This window comes from Rhodococcus sp. Leaf233 (assembly GCF_001426165.1).
Taxonomy (GTDB): Bacteria; Actinomycetota; Actinomycetes; order Mycobacteriales; family Mycobacteriaceae; genus Rhodococcoides; species Rhodococcoides fascians.
This window is the reverse complement of sequence record NZ_LMRO01000012.1, coordinates 516,406-530,690: the sequence shown is the minus strand read 5'-3', so window position 1 is coordinate 530,690 and position 14,285 is coordinate 516,406. Positions and strand designations below refer to the sequence as shown.

General features: G+C 62.1%; 15 protein-coding genes. 10 read left to right on the top strand and 5 right to left on the bottom strand.

Annotated features, from left to right (window positions below; genetic code table 11):
- Window positions 1-12 precede the first annotated feature (12 nt).
- Window positions 13-447, top strand: a complete 435-nt coding sequence (locus tag ASH04_RS22215) for a MarR family winged helix-turn-helix transcriptional regulator (protein WP_057474649.1) — start codon at window positions 13-15, stop codon at window positions 445-447.
- Between the two features lie 2 nt (window positions 448-449).
- On the opposite strand, the gene ASH04_RS22210 is transcribed toward ASH04_RS22215, so the two are convergent.
- Window positions 450-1,259, bottom strand: a complete 810-nt coding sequence (locus ASH04_RS22210) for an alpha/beta fold hydrolase (RefSeq protein WP_057474556.1) — start codon at window positions 1,257-1,259, stop codon at window positions 450-452.
- Window positions 1,260-1,289: 30 nt separating this feature from the next.
- Window positions 1,290-2,024: a pirin family protein gene (locus ASH04_RS22205; RefSeq protein WP_057474555.1), complete on the bottom strand. Its 735-nt coding sequence runs from the start codon at window positions 2,022-2,024 to the stop codon at window positions 1,290-1,292.
- Window positions 2,025-2,185: 161 nt separating this feature from the next.
- On the opposite strand from ASH04_RS22205, the gene ASH04_RS22200 reads away from it, so the two are divergent.
- The 7 genes from ASH04_RS22200 to deoC all read left to right on the top strand — a co-directional run bounded on the left by ASH04_RS22200 (window position 2,186) and on the right by deoC (window position 9,977).
- Window positions 2,186-3,181, top strand: coding sequence for a substrate-binding domain-containing protein (locus ASH04_RS22200; RefSeq protein WP_230591037.1), 996 nt, complete (start codon window positions 2,186-2,188; stop codon window positions 3,179-3,181).
- Window positions 3,182-3,260: 79 nt separating this feature from the next.
- Entirely contained in the window at window positions 3,261-4,292 is a 1,032-nt protein-coding gene (locus ASH04_RS22195; RefSeq protein WP_082519393.1) for a galactitol-1-phosphate 5-dehydrogenase, read from the top strand.
- Window positions 4,293-4,300: 8 nt separating this feature from the next.
- Window positions 4,301-5,824, top strand: coding sequence for an FGGY-family carbohydrate kinase (locus tag ASH04_RS22190; RefSeq protein ID WP_057474553.1), 1,524 nt, complete (start codon window positions 4,301-4,303; stop codon window positions 5,822-5,824).
- Window positions 5,821-6,774, top strand: a complete 954-nt coding sequence (locus ASH04_RS22185; RefSeq protein ID WP_032385192.1) for a sugar-binding transcriptional regulator — start codon at window positions 5,821-5,823, stop codon at window positions 6,772-6,774. The genes ASH04_RS22190 and ASH04_RS22185 overlap by 4 nt, the downstream gene beginning before the upstream one ends.
- Window positions 6,771-8,261: a sugar ABC transporter ATP-binding protein gene (locus ASH04_RS22180; protein ID WP_057474552.1), complete on the top strand. Its 1,491-nt coding sequence runs from the start codon at window positions 6,771-6,773 to the stop codon at window positions 8,259-8,261. The genes ASH04_RS22185 and ASH04_RS22180 overlap by 4 nt, the downstream gene beginning before the upstream one ends.
- Window positions 8,254-9,243 carry an ABC transporter permease gene (locus ASH04_RS22175; protein WP_032385190.1) on the top strand — a complete coding sequence of 330 codons (990 nt, stop codon included), beginning with the start codon at window positions 8,254-8,256 and terminating at the stop codon, window positions 9,241-9,243. The genes ASH04_RS22180 and ASH04_RS22175 overlap by 8 nt, the downstream gene beginning before the upstream one ends.
- Before the next feature lie 41 nt (window positions 9,244-9,284).
- The gene (deoC, locus tag ASH04_RS22170; RefSeq protein WP_057474551.1) at window positions 9,285-9,977 is read left to right on the top strand and encodes a deoxyribose-phosphate aldolase; all 693 of its coding nucleotides are present in this window, start codon (window positions 9,285-9,287) and stop codon (window positions 9,975-9,977) included.
- Here deoC and ASH04_RS22165 read toward each other — a convergent pair whose 3' ends face one another.
- The gene (locus tag ASH04_RS22165) at window positions 9,978-10,430 is read right to left on the bottom strand and encodes a MarR family winged helix-turn-helix transcriptional regulator (protein WP_027495110.1); all 453 of its coding nucleotides are present in this window, start codon (window positions 10,428-10,430) and stop codon (window positions 9,978-9,980) included.
- Between the two features lie 85 nt (window positions 10,431-10,515).
- Between ASH04_RS22165 and ASH04_RS22160 the strand changes: the two genes are divergently transcribed.
- Together ASH04_RS22160 and ASH04_RS22155 are read left to right on the top strand one after the other, a co-directional pair.
- Window positions 10,516-11,040 carry a VOC family protein gene (locus ASH04_RS22160; RefSeq protein WP_057474550.1) on the top strand — a complete coding sequence of 175 codons (525 nt, stop codon included), beginning with the start codon at window positions 10,516-10,518 and terminating at the stop codon, window positions 11,038-11,040.
- A 34-nt stretch (window positions 11,041-11,074) separates the two neighbouring features.
- Window positions 11,075-11,857, top strand: coding sequence for a pirin family protein (locus tag ASH04_RS22155; protein WP_057474549.1), 783 nt, complete (start codon window positions 11,075-11,077; stop codon window positions 11,855-11,857).
- On the opposite strand, the gene ASH04_RS22150 is transcribed toward ASH04_RS22155, so the two are convergent.
- Both ASH04_RS22150 and ASH04_RS22145 read right to left on the bottom strand, forming a co-directional pair.
- A complete protein-coding gene (locus ASH04_RS22150) occupies window positions 11,854-13,419 on the bottom strand; it encodes a Na+/H+ antiporter (protein ID WP_057474648.1) in 1,566 nt (521 codons plus the stop codon). The two genes, ASH04_RS22155 and ASH04_RS22150, sit on opposite strands and share 4 nt — an antisense overlap.
- 32 nt (window positions 13,420-13,451) lie before the next feature.
- Window positions 13,452-14,255, bottom strand: a complete 804-nt coding sequence (locus ASH04_RS22145; RefSeq protein WP_032400977.1) for an SDR family oxidoreductase — start codon at window positions 14,253-14,255, stop codon at window positions 13,452-13,454.
- Between the last annotated feature and the right edge of the window lie 30 nt (window positions 14,256-14,285).

The window sequence follows — 14,285 nt, the reverse complement described above, 5'->3', positions numbered from 1 at the left end:
CAAGATGTTGACATGAGTCAAGTGGATGTCGACACCTCGATCGGGTACGCCCTCAAGCGGGCCACGTCCGCCCTGCGTTCGGCGATGGACGAGTGCCTACGCGATCTCGATATCACCGTCTCGCAGTACTCGAGCCTCGAACTCCTCGCGCACAAACCGGGACTGTCCAACGCCGAACTCGCGCGCGCGGTATTCGTCAGCAGGCAGGCAACCCATCAACTGCTGGCCGGGCTCACGCGCGGCGGCCTGGTGGAGATCGAGGGGGTAGGTCGAGACCAGCGTCTGTACGTGACGGCCCTGGGCAGGGAGCGCCTGCGGCAAGCGTCGGCCGCTGTCGCCGCGGTGGAAAATGCCATGATTGCGTCGCTGTCCAAGAGTGAGCGAGAAGTGTTGCACCGCAGCCTTGTTACGTGTGCTGAGGCTCTGGACGGGCGCGAGCAGTCGTAACCTCAGTCGATCGAGTCGAGGAATTCCAGCATCGCCGCATTGAACTCGTTCGGCCGGTCCATGTTGGCAGCGTGACCGCAGTTCTCCAAGACCACAGATCGACCACCCGAATTGAGCTTCGCGGACTCGGAAGCATGTGCAGCAGGCCAGAACTGGCTGTCGCGTCCGGCGATTATGAGGTACGGCCTATCGGTACCGGACATGGTTGCGCGCCAGTCCTGCGCCGCATGATCGGCCAGTAGCGCCTTCATCGGGGCCGTGTCGGGTGATGCCATCTTCGGCATCGCGCGCAATGCAAACGCGAGTTTCAGTAGTGCAGGCACCGACTTCCACTGCGGTCGGCCGTGGCCCGTGTCGGGTATTCCGCTGTCGAAGAACGACGTTCGATTGCTGTCGGTCAGACCGTAGAAGCCGTTCGACCAATCGTCGCTGTTCGCCATCTTCGGTGTCTGATCCACCGACACGATGGCTCGAACGCGGTCGGTGCCGAACTGCGAGACGTACGACCAAATGGTGTTGGCCCCCATGGAACCTCCGATCAAGACGGCTTCGTCGACGCCCACCTCCGAGAGGAAATTCGCGATATCGCGTCCGTGCCGCTCCATCGACGCTCCGTGTGTCGGTGCATCGGAGGTGCCGTGACCCCGTCGATCGAGGGCCAGAACACGGTATCCGGCTCGCACCAACGCTTTCTGCTGCAACATCCAGGTGGTCGCCGGTGCGCAGAAGCCGGCGACGAGAACCACGGCCGGGCCGGTGCCTTCGTCGAGATAGTTCAGGGAGACGGCATCGTCGGTGACAACGGTTGGCATGGTGAATCTCCCTGTGTCAGAAGAACTGGGTCAGGCGAAGCCGGCGTGCATTTCCCAGATCAAGATCTCGCTCGCCGTCGATGCTGTCACACGGTGACCTCCGGTGGCGGTGAGTCGTACCGCGTCACCCTGGGCAACGTCTCCGACGGTCTCGAACACTGCGGAACCGTCGGCGACGAAGACGTGACCGTACGGCGCGTCAGGGACGGTGACGGACTCCCCCGGTGCGAGTCGGGCGGCATGCAGCGTCGCGTAGCGGTTGCCGATCCAAACGCCGCCCCGACCCGGCATGCCGGACGCCACCGGAACCAGCTCGCCGCTCGCCAGCTGGTCCTGCACGTCCAGCTCTTCGTAGGAGGGATCGGTTCCATCGGTGTCGGGTGGGATCCACATCTGCACCACGCGCAGCTTTTCTCGGCTGGACCGGCTCGATGCATTGGTCTCGGTGTGCCGAATTCCGGTTCCGGCACTCATGCGTTGAACGAGGCCGGGGTAGATCAGCCCCGAATTACCCTCGGAGTCAGTATGTTTCAGCGTCCCTTCCAACACCCACGTGACGATCTCCATGTTCTCGTGCTGATGGGAGTCGAACCCTTCGCCGGGAAACACCGTGTCCTCGTTGTGCACCATCAGTAGCCCGTGCGCATTGGCCGCCAGGTCGTAATTGCCGGTGGCGGGAAACGACTGCTTGGAATCGAGCCATTCGTTCCACCAGTGATGGCGTTGCGCACCGGGTAAGTGCGTGACCTGCGGCTTCGATGTCATGACGTGCTCAACGCGCACGTCGGATCCCGCATTCCGGTGGGTCTCCGATCTCGACAAATGCTCATATGAGCATAATTACGCTCAAGTGTTGACCGTGACCCGAGTCACTGCCTACGTTTGAGCCCGCCCCACATCGGCCCACACTTTTTCGGAAGGACCCCATGAAACTCGCCACGACAATGAAGTCGGCCGGGCTGGTTGCCCTCGCGACCGTCGTCATCGCAGGATGCTCGACCCCCGGCGACGGCAGCTCGACAGCAACCAATTCTCTACCCGAAGGTGCCAAGGCCAAGATCGGGTTCAGTCAGGCCACCCAGCAGAGCCCCTTCTACGTCTCGCTGACCGATGCAGCGACGGCCGAGGCGCAGGCGCAGGGCAACGAACTACTCAACGTGGACGCCAACGGTGATGTGACGAAGCAGAACAACGACGTTCAGGACCTGATCACTCGCGGCATCAACGTTCTCATCATCAATCCGGTCGACCCCAAAGGCATTGCCCCCGCACTTGCTGCGGCCGAGGCAGCAGGTGTGAAGGTCGTGACCGTCGACCGTCCGATCGACTCGGGAGCCGAGTCCTTCGTCGGACGTGACAACAAGGCAATGGGTCAGCTCGTCGGTGAGGCCATGGTTGCGACTCTTGGCCCAGACGGCGGCAAGGTCATCGAAATCCAGGGTGACGCAGGTGGAACCGTCGCGAAGGACCGAAGCGACGGCTTCCACGCCGCCGCGGATGCCGCATCGAACATCACCATCGTCGAAGGTCCGTACGCGAACTACATCAGGTCCGAGGCGGTGACCGCCATGCAGGATCTGCTGCAGGCGAACCCGGATGTCAAGGCCGTATATGCGCACAACGATGACATGGCTCTCGGTGCACTGCAGGTTCTGCAGGAGAACAACCGCACCGACGTCAAGGTGTTCGGTGTCGACGGTTTGATGGAGGCAGTCAAGGCCATTGCCGACGGAGACCAGTACGTGGCCACGGCGTCGAACGATCCGGGCAGCGAGGGCCAAAAGGCAGTACAGACGGCCATCGCCGTCGCGAACGGCGACAGCGTCGAGTCCTTCGTCGATGCGGGCACTGCATTGGTCGACAAGTCCAACGCCGAAACCCTCGTCGGAGATACCACTTTCGCAGAGTCCTCAGCTCAGTAGCGTCTCTGCTCGATTCAGATCCGCTTCTGTAGTTCAACATATTTCGAGAAAGTCGAGTTCGATAATGGTTCCCCAGCAGATGACTGCTGCCGTGATGTATGCGCCAGGTGATATTCGAGTCGAGCAGGTCGCTGTACCCGAGCCCAAGGCCGGAGAGGTCTTGCTCGAGGTCGCGGCGTGCGGAGTGTGCGGGTCGGACATTCCCCGAATGTTGCGCAACGGTGGCTACAAGATGCCGATCATCTGTGGGCACGAGTTCTCCGCTTACATCGCAGTTCTCGGTGATGGGGTGACCGGCTTCGAGGTGGGCGACCTCGTCTCTGTTCCGCCTCTCATCCCGTGCTACAAATGCGAGTACTGCCTCAAAGGTGAGTTCGGCTTGTGTGAGGACTACGACTACTTCGGGAGTCGTTGCGACGGAGCGTATGCGCAGTATGTGACATCTCCTGTCGGCAATCTGATGAAGATGCCCGACGGGATCGATCCGCGGGCGGCAGCGATGCTCGATCCCGCCGCCATCGCACTGCACGCACTGTGGAAGACCAACCTGCGGACCGGACATCGCGTCCTGGTCATCGGTGCCGGCCCAATCGGCCTGTTCGGTATTCAGTGGGCGAGAATGGCTGGTGCCAGCCAGGTTGTGGCACTGGATCTGAGTCCCGAGAAGGCGGCGATGGCACTCGAAGCCGGTGCTACCCATGCAGTGCAGTCCGCCGACGAGGCTCGCGCACTCGGTGGTCGTGGATTCGACATCGTTCTCGAATCCGCCGGTGTCGCTTCGACAGTCGACCTGGCAGCCGCACTCACCGGACCGCAAGGGCATGCAACGTTCATCGGCATCCCGCATGCACCGGTGACGCTGGAGAAGGAGACGTTCAACAACTTCCTTCGGCAGGAAACCAGCTTGCACGGTTCGTGGAACTCGTTCTCCGCTCCGTTCCCCGGATCCGAATGGCAAACCGCTGCACAGAAATTGGCCGACGGTTCGCTGAAGTGGGAGTTCATGATCACCCATCAACTGCCGCTTTCGGAGCTGCCCGACATGATGAAAGCGCTCGGTGACCGGTCTGTCTTCAGCTCCAAGGTCATCTTCATGCCCAACGAAAGCTGATACATATCATGGGAATATTGCTGAGCCTCGATCTCGGTACCGAGGGCGCTCGGGTAGGAGCATTCACCGATGATGGAGTCGCTCTCGGCTCCGTTCATCGGCCCTACCCGACGGTTTTTCCTCGGCCCGGTTGGGCCGAGCAGAATCCCTCGGACTGGTGGGGTGCTTGTGTCGGCGCTACGCGTGAGTTGCTGGCGCAGCCCGAATGCGTTGCTGCAGGCCCTGTGCTGGCGGTGGCATCGTCGACGACAGCGTCGACTGTCGCCGTTGTCGACGAGGCCGGGAATGCACTGCGCCCGGCGATCCTGTGGATGGACTCCAGAGCCTCTGCACAATCGGATCTGACTGCCACGTTCGTAGCTGACCATCCCATTCTGAAGTGGTCGGGTGGGTCCGATGCGACCGAGTGGTTGCTTCCCAAGGCCATGTGGCTGCAGCAGTGCGAACCGGATACTTTTCACCGAGCAGCTCGGATCGTCGAGGCCATCGACTTCATCACCTTCAAGTTGACCGGCCGGTGGGTCGGGTCGCAGATGAACGCCGTCTGCAAGTACAACTACGACTCGGTCGCCGGCAGGCTCCCGCAGGAGCTGTACGACGCACTCGGAGTCGGGGAGCTGACTGGAAAGCTGCCCGATACGATCCTTCCGGTCGGATCGAGTGCCGGAGTGGTTCGTGTCTGTGCTGCAGAAGAATTGGGAATCTCACCTGACGCCGTCGTCGGGGTGGGTGGCATCGACGCACACGTCTCCCTGCTGGCATGTGGCGGCAAGCCCGAGGGCCTGGTGTCGTTGGTCTCGGGTACCTCCACGGCGATCATCACCGAGATCGACGATCCGTGTGACACCGGTGAAGTGTGGGGCCCGTACCCCCACGCCCTCCGTCAGGACAAGTGGCTGGTGGAAGGTGGCCAGATCACGAGTGGATCCATTCTCAAGTGGGTCGGTGAGGGAATCATGGGTGTGCCGAGGGAGCAGATCGGTTCTCTCATCGATGGCGCTGCTGCCGTAGATCCGAGAAGCCACGGGTTGCTGGCGCTCGACTTCTTCATGGGTAACCGAACACCGCATCGGGACGCCCGGCTGCGCGGGGCAGTCGTCGGTCTGACGCTCGGGACCACCCGGGAAGAGTTGTACCGAGCGGCCGTTGAGGCGGTTGCATGTGGAACCAAGTCGGTACTCGATTCGTTTGCACGCGGGAGCATTTCGTGCGATCGGCTGGTGTTCTCGGGTGGAATGCACAGGAATCGGTTGTGGCAGCAGATCACGACGGACGTACTGGGAATCGAGACCGAGATGGTTCTGAGCGACAATCTGACGCTGCGTGCCTGTGCGGTCATCGCCGCCCGAGCCGCCGGCCTCGTCGGATCTCTGGACGAGGGCGCGGCTCTGTTCAGCCCTCGCACAACGACGTTGGTGCCCGACGCTGCTTTACACGAGCATTACGAACAGACGTACGCGAGCTATGTCGAGCTGACCTCGGTTCTCAAGCCCGTCATGCATCGATCGGTGATCGCATTGGAGAAGCGATGACGACGCCGGACAAGGAACATGACGCGCTGTTGCTCGAAGTGGCACAGCTCTACTACGAACAGAACCGAACTCAGGACGACATCGGTCGACAGCTGCATCTGACCCGATGGAAGATCGGTCGATTGCTCGACGAGGCTCGCAGGTGTGGAATCGTCCGCATTCAGATCGTTCATCCCCAGGCGCGGCAGTCGACCCTCGAGTTGGAATTGTCAAGGCGGTTCGACCTGACCGAGTGCATCGTGGTGCGGACTCACGCAGATCTCTCGGATCAGCGAGCACAGGTGGCGAAGGCTGCTGCCGATTACCTGCAGGGCAGGGGACCTCAGGTTCGTACTCTCGGTGTGTCGTGGGGAAACACGATGCAGGACATTGCCGCTGCGCTTCCCTCGGGCTGGAGTGACGGCGTGGAAGTCATTCAGATCAACGGCAGCATCAGTCGCTCGATCAAGCCGACGACCGCTGCCAACGTGGCGACGAGCATCGCGCACAGTGCCCACGGGCATGCGGTCCTGTTGCCGGTACCGGCGATCGTGGAGCAGGTGTCCACCAAGCGTGCACTGGACAGTGAGCCGTTCATGCGTGAGGTACTCGACAAAGGGCGTGCAGCTGATGTCCTGCTGTTCTCGCTGGGTGCGCTCGATGCCAATTCTGTTCTGGTGCAGAGCGGAGCGATCAGCTCGGACGAGCTGCAACGTCTGCAATCGGCAGGTGCCTGCGGTGACGTTCTGGCGCACTACATCACTCCCGACGGCACACTCGCCGATACCGACCTGGAATCTCGCACGATGGGCCTCTCACTCGACGACCTGCGAGCTGCCCGTTGCTCGGTGGCCGTCGCAGCCGGGCTGCGCAAGGTCGATGTCGTTGCGGGCGCATTGAGAAACGGTCTGTGTTCGGTCCTGATCACGGACGAAGAGACCGCACGCACAGTTCTGGAGAGAAAGCTATGAACGCAGCACTGCGTATGGAGAACATCATTAAAGAGTTCCCGGGAACGTTGGCCTGCAACAAGGCCACGCTCGAGGTGGCCAAGGGCGAGGTTCACTGCCTGCTCGGGGAGAACGGTGCAGGCAAGAGCACGATGATGAAGATCTTGTCCGGCTCCTACCGTCCCGACGGCGGCACCATCACCGTCGACGGTGAGCCGATGAACTTCTCCAGCCCCCTGGACGGGGTCAAGGCCGGAATCAGCACGATCTACCAGGAACTCGATCTGGTTCCCGACCTGACGGTGGCGCAGAATCTGTTCCTCGGACATGCCCCGACACGAGGAATCTTCGTCGACAACAAGGCCCGCAATGCTGCCGCCGCCGACGCCATTGCGCGGGTCGGAGGAAAGTTCGCGCCCACCGCGACCGTGGGTGCGCTGTCGGTGTCGGACCAGCAACTCACCGCCATTGCGCGTGCGCTGACCACCTCCGCGCGGATCATCGTGATGGACGAGCCGTCGGCGACACTGACGGATCATGATCTGTCTGCGGTGTTCGACGTGATTCGCGAACTGGTGGCAGAAGGGAAATCGGTCGTCTACATCTCGCACCGACTCGACGAGATCAAGGAGATCGGACACCGGGCGACGGTCATGCGCGACGGTTCGACGGTAGAAGTGTTCGATGTCGCCAGTACATCCAAGGCCCGGATGGTCGACGCGATGATCGGACGGGCAGTGGATTCTGCAGGCACCACTCGCGGTCCGTTCACCGGTTCCGGGCAGCTTTTGAGCATCGACCAGGCCACCATCCCCGGCGTTCTCGACATTCGAGGAATCTCTGTTCGCCCAGGGGAAATCGTGGGTCTCGCAGGATTGGGCGGCGCGGGCCGCTCCACGCTGCTGTCCGCCGTGTTCGGCGACAATTCAGCAGAACTGGACATGACGTTGCACGGGACGCAGTTCACGTCGATGAATCCGCAGCGAGCAGTTCGGTTGGGCATCGGACTCGTTCCCGAGGACCGTAAGAAGCAGGGTCTGTTGCTTGAAATGTCGGTGGTTCGCAATGCCGGATTGGCAGCCTTGAAACTGTTCGGCATCAATCCTTCCGGACGCGCCGCTTCAGTGGCCCGCGAACCCCTGCAGAAATTGGGCGTGAAGTTCGCGTCCGAAACTCAAGCAGTGGGGCAGCTTTCGGGCGGAAACCAACAGAAGGTGGTACTGGCCAAATGGATGGCTCGGGGTATCTCGCTACTGCTGCTCGACGAGCCGACTCGGGGTCTCGACATCGGTGCGAAAGCGGATCTGTTCGAGCAGGTTCGAGCACTTGCCGATTCCGGAGTCGGAGTACTGATGGCGAGCAGTGAACTGTCGGAGCTGACCGAAAACTGCAACACAGTCTGGGTTCTGCACGAAGGCAAAAACGTAGCCCAGTACGACCCCCACACAACCCCATCGGCCGATATCGCACGAATGGTCGTCACAGGAAGCATCGAAAGCAATGTCTGATACATCTGTCGCCGTCGCCGAAACACTGTCGACGCAGAAGCAGCACCGGCAGAACATTATCGTCAAGTTCAATCTTCTGTTCATCTTCGCGGCGCTGTTCGTCGTTGCCTCACTCGTGGCACCACAGTTCTTGACGTCGCAGAATCTGGCCAATCTGCTGCAGCAGTCGTCGTTGACCGGAATCGTGGCCATCGGAATGACCTTGGTGATTCTGACGGCAGGCATCGATCTGTCGGTGGGAAGTGTTGCGGCACTGGCAGGAATGCTGGTGGCCATCTTCATCGGGATGGGAATCGCCTGGCCCGTCGCGTTGCTGCTCGCTGTGCTGGCGGGAGCGGTCTCCGGCGGTATCGTGGGAAGTTTGAGCGCCTATCTGATGCTGCCGGCGTTCATGGTGACTCTCGCTGCCCTCCAATCGGTGCGTGGACTGACGTACCTGACCACCAACGGAACTCCGACAACATCGGAAATCCCTATGGGACTTCGCTTTCTGGGGGCCGGCTCGGTCGGGCCCATCCCCACGGTCGGAATCATCTTCATCGTGGTGGCCATTGTCGCCGGCATCGTATTGAACAAGACAACATACGGCGAGTACATCTACGCCGTCGGAAGCAACAAGGACGCGGCGCGGTTGTCCGGACTTCCGGTCAAGAAGATCTTGGTCAGCGTGTACGTGATCTCGGGTTCGCTCGCCGCCTTCGCCGGCATTCTGCTGACCGCCCGACTGACCATCGGGCAACCGACCGCCAACCAGGGACTCGAATTGGACGCCATCGCAGCGGTGGTGTTGGGCGGGACCAGTCTGTTCGGCGGCAAGGGCAGCATCTTCGGAACCTTCGTAGCCGTACTGCTGCTCTCGGTGTTGCGAAACCTGTTCAACCTCATGGGATTGAGCTCGTTCTTTCAGATGCTCGTCACGGGCCTCATCCTTGTGGCCGCCCTCATCCTCAACCACGTCCTGGACAGGCGCGGCAGTCGCTAGTTCCGTCCACACCATTCTCGTTACTCGACAAGGAAGTTCCTATGCCGTCTCCGATTTCACCCGCACAACTTGCCCGCTACATCGACCACACTCTGCTCAAGCCGGAAGCGACCGCTGCAGACGTTGCGGCCACCGTCGCCGACGCTGCGAGATTGGGAACGTATTCAGTGTGCGTATCCCCGTCGATGCTTCCGATCGAGTTGCCTGCGGGCTCCAATGTGAAAGTAGCCGTGGTGTGCGGCTTTCCGAGCGGAAAACATGCAACGGAGGTGAAGGCCGCGGAGGCCCGGCTCGCAGTGAGCCAAGGGGCCGACGAGATCGACATGGTCATCGACATCGGCGCAGCCAAGGAGGGCCGCTTCGATGCGATCGAAGCCGATATCGCCGCCGTGCGCGCTGCGGTCGAGCGGCCTGCAGTTCTCAAGGTGATCATCGAGTCGGCCGCGCTTACAGATGACCAGATCGTCAGGGCGTGCCGAGCCGCTGTCGCCGCCGACGCAGATTTCGTCAAAACGTCGACGGGCTTTCATCCCACCGGTGGAGCATCGGCGCATGCGGTAGCCCTGATGTCCGACACCGTACAGGGCAAGTTGGGGGTCAAGGCGTCGGGAGGAATCCGTAGCTACGACGACGCAGTGGCGATGATTGCGGCCGGTGCGACCCGGCTGGGCGTGTCGGGGTCGGAAGCGGTGCTCTCCGGTGCGTCGAACACCGAAGCTACCGCCGGATACTGATCACGATGCGTGATTCCGCATTGCCGTGAAAGTTCGCGTCAAAGCCGCGAGATCGTTCGGGTCAACCAGGTCGAACATTTTCTCTCGTACTGCTTCGACGTGTCCCGGGCTGGCGGCGGCGAGGGTGTTCATGCCCGCTTCGGTGAGTTCGGCGGACATTCCTCGCTTGTCGTCGTCGCATTTGACGCGTGTGACCCAGCCGTTGTCGACGAGTCGGCTGATGGCTCTGGTGACGCCGCTACGAGTCGTGGTGACGGCGTCGGCGAGTTCGCTCATTCGTCGGCGACGGTCGGGTGCCTCGGACAGTACGACCAGCAGCTCGAAGTCGGTGAAGGAGATCCCGGAGTCGCGTGTGAGTTGATTGTCGAGGTCGCGAAGCAGCAGCCGGGTCGCATCGAGGTATGCGCGCCAGGCCTGCTGTTCGTCGGCACCGAGCCACCGTGGTGAGTCCATGCCCCCATGCTAGTTGACAACGCAACTAACCGGTGTACTGTTCTCGGTAGTTGACGAAGCAACTACTTGACCGGAGGCCGGAGCGATGACCGAGACCAACGAACTGACTGCAGACGAGACATGCCGCGCGCAGGAGCACGCCGAGCAGCGGGACCGCATCCGTCAGCAGTACATGAAGCCTGCAGGTGAGCGTCCGGCATCGTCTGCCCGCGGACTTCATCACACGGCTTTGGTCAGCAGCGATGTCGAGGCGACCGTGCGGTTCTATCAAGACCTGCTCGAGTTCCCTCTGACCGAGCTCATCGAGAACCGTGACTACCCGGGTTCGTCGCACTTCTTCTTCGACATCGGCAACAGCAACCTGTTGGCCTTCTTCGACTTCCCCGGACTCGACGTCGGGCCGTACGCGGAGGTGCTGGGCGGTCTGCATCACGTGGCCATCAGTGTCGAGCCCACCCGCTGGGAGCACCTGCGCACCAAGCTGATCGACGCGGGAATCGAATTGATCGAGCACAGCGAGGTCTCGCTCTACTTCCGCGACCCCGACGGTGCACGGCTCGAACTGATCGCCGATCCGCTCGGTGAAATGTACGGCTCGCACGTTCTCTGAGAACACACCTACTTTCGAGATTCGAGGCAATGACATGACCTCTGCAGCAACCACACTCGACCTCCGCCGCGCCGACGACCGATTCAAGACCAAGATCGGCTGGCTGGACTCCAAGCATTCCTTCTCGTTCGGCAACCACTTCGATCGCAGTAACACCCACCACGGCGTCCTCATGGTCAACAACGACGACATCGTCACCCCGGGAATGGGATTCGATACCCACCCGCACCGCGACATGGAGATCATCACCTGGGTTCTGCAGGGATCGCTGGTGCACCAGGATTCGATGGGCCACTCCGGAGTCATCTACCCCGGCCTCGCGCAACGCATGAGTGCGGGCACCGGAATTCTGCACTCGGAGAAGAACGATTCGTGGCGACTCGGCGATACTGCCGGCTCGTACTCGGGCAAGCACGGCGATCCTGTTCGCTTCGTCCAGATGTGGGTCGTGCCCGACGAGCAGGGCATCACCCCGGGCTACGAACAGCTCGAGATCGACAACGAATTGCTCAGCGGCGGTCTGGTTCCCGTCGCATCCGGCATGCCCGACCATGCCGATCACGCCGCCATTCGCATCCAGAACAAGTACGCCGCCATGCACGTGGCGCGCCTACAGCCCGGGCAGGCTCCGGTGGAGATTCCCGATGCACCGTTCGTACACATCTTCGTGGCCGAGGGTGAGGCGATGCTCGAGGGAGTCGGACCCCTCGCGCAGGGCGACGCCGTGCGCGTCAGCGGAGGCGGCGGTCAGAAACTGAGCACTGCCAGCGGTGCCGAAGTGATCGTCTGGGAGATGCACGCCGCGATCGCCGGTTAATCGGTCTCTCGGTGTGGGCGGAACGAATGCTCCTCGTGGTCGAGTTCGTGTTCGAGGCTGCGCATGCTGTTGTCCGGTAGCCGGCCGGCATCGCGCCAGCAGAGCAACTCTTCTCGCTCCACATCGAGGATTCGGCGGCGCGTACTCATCGCAGCAATCTGTTCCGGTGAGATGACCGCGTCGCCGACGTCCGTCTCGTCGAGATGATCGAGTCGACGGTGGTACCGGTCGATGCGATGCTCGAGCTCGCTCCGCAGGATCTCCCGGCCCTCGTCGTCGAGGTTCTCTTCGTCGGCGATGCGATCGAGCTGTGACAGTGCAGCTTTGGCCGATCCCTCACGTGCTTCGTTTCGCAGACGCGCCTCAGCGGCGGGGTCCGCGACGACGTTCAGCTTGCGCACCAGTGGAGCGAACGTGAGGCCCTGTCCAAGGACCGTCACCAGCACGACGAGAAATGCGCAGAACAGCAACAGGTCTCGGCTCTCGAACGGCTCGCCCGAGTCGATCGTCAGAGGGAGCGTGAACACCGCGGCGACGGTGATGACGCCGCGGGTGCCGGCCCAGCTCATCACCACCGCCTCGCGTGGGGACAGCCCGGTCGTGAGCAACCACAGCGGACGCAGTAGGAGCACGCCGGCCAGAGTGACCGTGACCGCGAGGGCGATGGACGTTCCCGAGTAGGCCGAGAGGCCGCCGACCACGGTGGGCAACTGCTCACCGATGAGCAGAAATACGAAGCCCTCGAGCAGCAGATCTATCAGTCGCCACACGGCGCTGGTCTGCAGTCGGCTGGCCCCGGAGATGGCGTGGCGGGTGTGGTGCCCGATCACAAGAGCCGCGACGACCACGGCGAGAACACCCGAGGCGTGAACTTCCTCTGCCGCCAGGTACGCCACGAACGGCGTCGCCAGCGACACGATGTTGAGCAGCAGCGAATCGTGAACGTAGCGCTGTACGAGGCGAATCAGCAGGGCGACGACCAATCCGACGACGATGCCGCCGGCCGCCGCCAACACGAACAACCCACCCGCGTGGACGAAGGTCATGTCCTGACTGGATATTGCGGCGATCGCGACGGTCAGCATCGTCAGCGCCGTCGCGTCGTTCAGCAGTCCCTCACCTTCGATGAGGGTGACGAGTTTCGGTGGGATACCGGCGCGACGGCCAACCGCAAGGGCGGCGACCGGGTCCGGCGGCGCAACCGCGGCACCGAGCGCCATACCGGCGGCCAGGGTGATGCCCGGAACGAGCAACCACATCCCGACGCCCACGAGGGCAGCGGTCGCCACCACGAGGGCGACCGACAGACTCAGGATCGTCCAGACGTTGCGGCGGATCGCGATCAACGAGGAGTTCAGCGCGGCGCTGTAGAGCAGCGGCGGAATCACCAGAGTCAGCACGACTTCGGGGTCGAGAACGATGTCGGGCAACGCCGACGCCGAGACGGTCAGGCCGGCCAAGGTCAACAACGCGGCCGCGGGCAGCGCCGTCTTCTTCGAGATCACCTGCGCGGCGACGATCAGACCCGTCGCCGCCAGGACCAGGCCCAGAGTTTCTATCACCCGGCTGTATTCCACCAGGTCAGGGGTTCAAACTATCTCTTCAGCCCGAACATCTTCGCAATCGTCTTCTCCATGAATGTCGCCGGCAGCAACCGTCGCGCCAGAAACACGACCGGTGCGTTGCTTCCCCTGGCGTACAAGGGTTTCGGCTTGTCGGCCTCGATGGCCTTCAGCACCACTTCGGCGACGTCCTCGGCGGAGATTCCGGTTCCCTCCTTACGATCCAATGACGAGATCGCTGTGTGGAAGTCATCTCGGTGGACCGAATCCGCTGCGATGTACTTGGTGCGGCGTTCGCTGATTCCGGTGTTGATCGATCCCGGCTCCACGGTGGTCATCCACACGCCGAACGGAGAGAGTTCCAGCCGCGCGGCGTCGGAGAATCCCTTGATGGCTGCTTTCGTCGACGCGTACGAGGAGCGGTAGGCGAGCGGAAAGCTCGCAAGCATCGACCCGACCATGACGATGCGGCCGTACCCGCGCTCACGCATGCCGGGAATGACGTTCTGCGACAGCGTCACTGCGCCGAACACGTTCAATTGGAACAATCGCTCGATGGCGTCGGTCGGCAGTTCCTCGAAGGGCCCGGACTGGCTCTCTCCGGCATTGTTGACCAGAACATCGACGGTGCCGAGTTCGGTCACGAATGCGGTGATCGACGCGGAATCGGTGAGATCGAGAGCTCGATACTCGACGCCTGCTGCCCGTTGATCGGAGGTCATCGAATCCGGATTCCGAGAAGTGCCGATAACTCGGTAGCCGCGGGCGACCAGCGCCGACGCGACGGCCCTTCCGATGCCCGACGAAGCTCCGGTGACCACTGCGGTGCGATTCATGCCCAGATGGTACCGGTGCAGTCGGTACGT